This window comes from Rhizobium sp. SEMIA 4085 (assembly GCF_013004495.1).
Taxonomy (GTDB): Bacteria; Pseudomonadota; Alphaproteobacteria; order Rhizobiales; family Rhizobiaceae; genus Rhizobium; species Rhizobium gallicum.
Genome location: NZ_JABEPH010000463.1, coordinates 1 through 3,944, shown reverse-complemented (window position 1 = coordinate 3,944; position 3,944 = coordinate 1). Strand labels below are relative to the sequence as shown.

Sequence of the window (3,944 nt, the reverse complement as noted above, 5' to 3'; positions counted from 1 at the left end):
CCGGCCCCCCGCCCGCGCGCCCCCGGCCCAAGCGAGCCCGAGCCGGCACCGGCACGCCGAGCACCGTAATCTCCCCCGCATCAGGCGATGTCCTGCCGAGGACCATTCGCGCAATCGTGCTTTTGCCCGCGCCGTTCGGTCCCAGCAGGCCGAAGCATTCCCCTGCGGCAACGCGGAACGACAACCCGTCGACAACGACCTTGTCCTCATATGTCTTGCTTACGCCGGCAAGATCGATTGCTACCGTGGACATTGCGTTCATCTTACCGTGAAGGTCGCGTCGTCTGGCGATCGCTCAGTTACCTGCGTTTTCGTGAACAGCTGGCCGTCGCACCATATGTGTTCAACGCGTCCCCACTCGCAGGCTGCAGCTGCATCCGGGAAAAAGCCACGTCCATGGTAATTGGCACTCGTGTTGCAAAGCAGCGGAATGCCCGTGAGTTTTTCATATTCAACGAGTAGCTCGGCGACTTTGTGTTGAGAGCTTCTGGATATCGTTTGAAGTCGCGCAGATCCGTCGAGATGGACAACAGCGGGGATTTTGTCCTGCCATTCCATTCGCGTCTCGTGATCGAACAACATGTAGGGATCCGGCGTTCCGGGGCTGAATATTTCCGGCGCACGGTCCTCCAGGCATATCGGAGCCACCGGACGGAAGTGTTCGCGAAGTTTGACTTCGTTCAGAAAATCCTTCATTTCCGGCGAAGTCGCGGCTGCGAGAATGCTTCTACCGCCTAACGCCCGTGGTCCAAGCTCGGCGCGCCCGGAAAGGAAAATAACGGGCTTGTTGCCGGCGAGGATGCTGGCGAGTTCCGGCATACTGCACGGCGTGGCCTCCCATCCGGGCGGCACATGGCCACTTTGCAGGACCGAGCCACTGTAGACCGACCATTCCAGCGGTACGAAGCCTTGCTGCGCCACCATGGCGCTGCAAGCGGCACCGATTGCCGAGCCGCTGTCATTCGGAAAAGGCGGTACCCAGACGGAATCGAACAGGCCCGCCCCGCGCAGTGCACTGTTCCATTTGATATTGAGGCCGCAACCGCCGACGATGCACAAATTTCGCTGTCCTGGAAACGGATGGCGCTTCAAGGCAATTGTCATCTCGCGAACGAGGAGACGCTCGAGAAAGAGATGAAACGATGCCAGCACATCTTCGGGTGGCTTTTCCCCCAATCGAAGGACGCTGGCATCGAAGAAATCATGCACAGCCGCAAGCGTCGTATCTGCGTTGTTGATGTCCGCGCGGTAACGACGGGCAGCCTCGGTGTTGGCCGCAAAGCGCTCCTCGTAGAGCTCCTGAAACACCGCCACGATGTCTTCATCAACCGACCCCAGTGCTATATAAGCCATCAGCTTGCCGGCGACACCTAGATCCCAACCACCGCGGCTCGCCCGCTTATAAGGTCCGAAATAATGGCCCGCGGCAGCGTAGGCTTGGCCTATCACCGGGGACAAGCATTCGAGGAACCGTGCGCCCCGGCCCTCGACGTAATAGAGGCGCGGAAAGATGCAGCCATCCCACACCAAGCAGAACGCGGGTTGTCCGGCCGTCGCAAAGGGGCTGGTGCAGTATGCGGAGGCCACATGGCCCGTCACATGGGGATAGCTCTTATAAGGAAAAACCCGGTCATCGAGCAGCAAGCCGGAGCCGTCGAGGCAATCGAGAAGGCCCTCGGCATGGCGTTCAACATAAGGCGCCCCCTTGAGTGTTAGGGGAACCACGCCACTGAGGACCTGGAACTGCGACTCGTCCTCACCATCCCAGCCGTCGATCACGAACTGATCAACATCGCACGGATTCAGACCGTGTTCCGCCAAAGCGGTGACGACAGCGTCGAGATTGTCGATCGTTTGATATCGTGGATTGTTGTCCCGCTTCTCCTGCTCGACGCAGAAGACGAGGCGTCCCTCTTCGATCAGGGCGATCGCCCCGTCATGGGTCAGCTTGATACCACAGATGCGCATAGTGTCTCCATGTCTAGTCGACAATTCGATTCATCAGGAACCGGATTCCGGATTCCGGAAACGGGCGAGCAAGCAGTCTTCGTTGACCGATTCACCCCGGCACTCGAGACGCTCTACCTCGACCAAGGTTTCGTTCAGCATGGCGATGACTGTCTCAGCGCCGGCAGCGTGACCCCAGCGCCGGCAATTGGCATCGCGTGCCGATCCGAAAACCAGGTGCCCGCCTGGCGCAAGCAGCTGTACCAAGTTTCGGACCGCCGCGCGCATCTCGGCTATGTCTCCGACATAGTAGAGAACCTCCGCCACAACGATCAGGTCGAACAGCTCGTCAGCCGAAAACTGCTGAACATCGGAGACTATCCAGCTGATGTGCGGCGGCTCCCCCATTCGTCGACGTGCTAGAGCAATCGCTCGCGGCACGACATCGATCACCGTGAGCCGCTGGCAGTTGGGCGCTAGTCTCTCCGTGAATGCGCCGGCAGCGCAGCCTACTTCGAGTGCATTTGTGATCGAACCTTGGTTAAGAGACAGTCGGAGCATTTGCGTGTGACGCTCCCGCTCGAACGGATTGCCGTCGAGCCGCCACGGATCGTCTGCGGCCAGTTCCCGACTGAGCAATTCATGATTCATGTTCTGGGTCAAACTCATCCACCTAGGTAAAGTAACTGTCACTCGTCGCTGCAAACGACGTCAGATGCCATCGGCCTCGCAGAATCCCGCGCGAGATTGAACCTGCGAAGCGGAGCCGCATGGCCCGAGTATTCGGTAGTGCTTGATTCAGCGATCGGACTTTGGATGGGGGCCTGCTTTCCCCCCTTGTTTGATGCGTTGGCAGTAGAGCCGCGCGACAGCCAATCGCTATTGCTCAATGTGCACAACGCATAGGCTTTCAGGGGCAGCAGGAGAAAGATGTTGATGAATGTGTGCAGCGAAAAGCAAAGAAATCGAAGTTGGCGAGCACGAAAAGCGACCACGGTGCAGCGAATCATGGTCATGGACACGATCATCAGGCCTGTCCACCAAGGCACGGTGTCTGTCAGTGCGAGCTCTGCGAGCCCCGTTAGTACCGATAGCGCGAGCAGGAGCGGGCCGAGATTCTGTCCGACCACGTCCAGCGTGAGATAGCGATCGAGGCCGGGCAGTAGGCGCAGCCCAAGCAACTTGTCCCGGAACGTGCTGCGTGCCCAGCGAAGTTGTTGTCTCAGATACGGTCCTAGTTTGTCCGGAACGACTGTAGCCGCGATAGCGCCTGGAACGTACTCGGTTCGAAATCCTGCCTTCAGCATGAGGATGGTGAGATGGCGATCCTCGCCGAAGTCGCTTGGCTTGCCCCGAAAAAATTGCGACTCGTACTGATCGAGCAGCGAAAGGAGCGCGGACCGGCGATACATAGCACATGGGCCGCAGCAGCACATAACGGCACCGAAGCGAGCCTGTGCCGCACGCTCCTCGTTGCAAGCCAGCCAGTATTCCATATCGATCAACCGGGTCAACCAAGTGTCGCTCCGATTACTGGCCGTCAACTGCCCCATGGCCGCGCCGACCGCTGGATCTTGCATCTTCGGTACGAGCTTCGCGATGACGTCGGACGCGAGTATTGTGTCTGAGTCGACGTTCAGCACCAAATCTCCAGAGGAGCGGCGTATCGCGGCGATCTGCGCCTTGCGCTTTCCAACGTTCTCGGGAAGCAGAATGACATTGAACATAGGGTCGAGCGCATAGGCGGCATGTACCGGTGTGACAGCGTCGCGATTTCTGGAACCGTCATCAACCACATAGACTCGGACTTCTACGGCGTATTCCTGGTTTGCAATGGAAGCCAGGCACTCCGAAAGCGTGCGCGGGTCTTCGTTGAAACAGGGGACGATGACATCCACGCTCGGCAGCTGGTCGGAGCCGACCAGGTCCTCGGACGCTGAGGAATTGTTAGCCGGCAAAGAGGAAACGAGCTGCGTGCTTTTTTAAGCAATCGCAAG

The 3,944-nt window shown here is 58.8% G+C and carries 3 protein-coding genes and 1 pseudogene; all 4 read right to left on the bottom strand.

All coding sequences use genetic code 11. The features are described 5' to 3' along the window. A partial coding sequence (locus C9413_RS29140) for an ATP-binding cassette domain-containing protein (RefSeq protein ID WP_348648811.1) occupies nt 1–262 on the bottom strand: 262 nt, incomplete at its 3' end. After that, nucleotides 259–1,968 carry a nodulation protein NodU gene (gene nodU, locus C9413_RS29135; protein ID WP_040114225.1) on the bottom strand — a complete coding sequence of 570 codons (1,710 nt, stop codon included), beginning with the start codon at nt 1,966–1,968 and terminating at the stop codon, nt 259–261. The genes nodU and C9413_RS29140, both read right to left, overlap by 4 nt. 33 nt (nt 1,969–2,001) lie before the next feature. Then, nucleotides 2,002–2,616, bottom strand: a complete 615-nt coding sequence (gene nodS / locus C9413_RS29130) for a nodulation methyltransferase NodS (protein WP_040114224.1) — start codon at nt 2,614–2,616, stop codon at nt 2,002–2,004. Between the two features lie 20 nt (nt 2,617–2,636). Further along, nucleotides 2,637–3,944 (bottom strand): annotated as a pseudogene (gene nodC / locus C9413_RS29125) (chitooligosaccharide synthase NodC); the annotation flags it as partial.

Excerpts from the sequence above, each read along its gene's own strand:
- nodS (WP_040114224.1), bottom strand. The coding sequence starts at position 2,616 with ATGAGTTTGACCCAGAACATGAATCATGAATTGCTCAGTCGGGAACTG.
- nodU (WP_040114225.1), bottom strand. The coding sequence starts at position 1,968 with ATGCGCATCTGTGGTATCAAGCTGACCCATGACGGGGCGATCGCCCTG.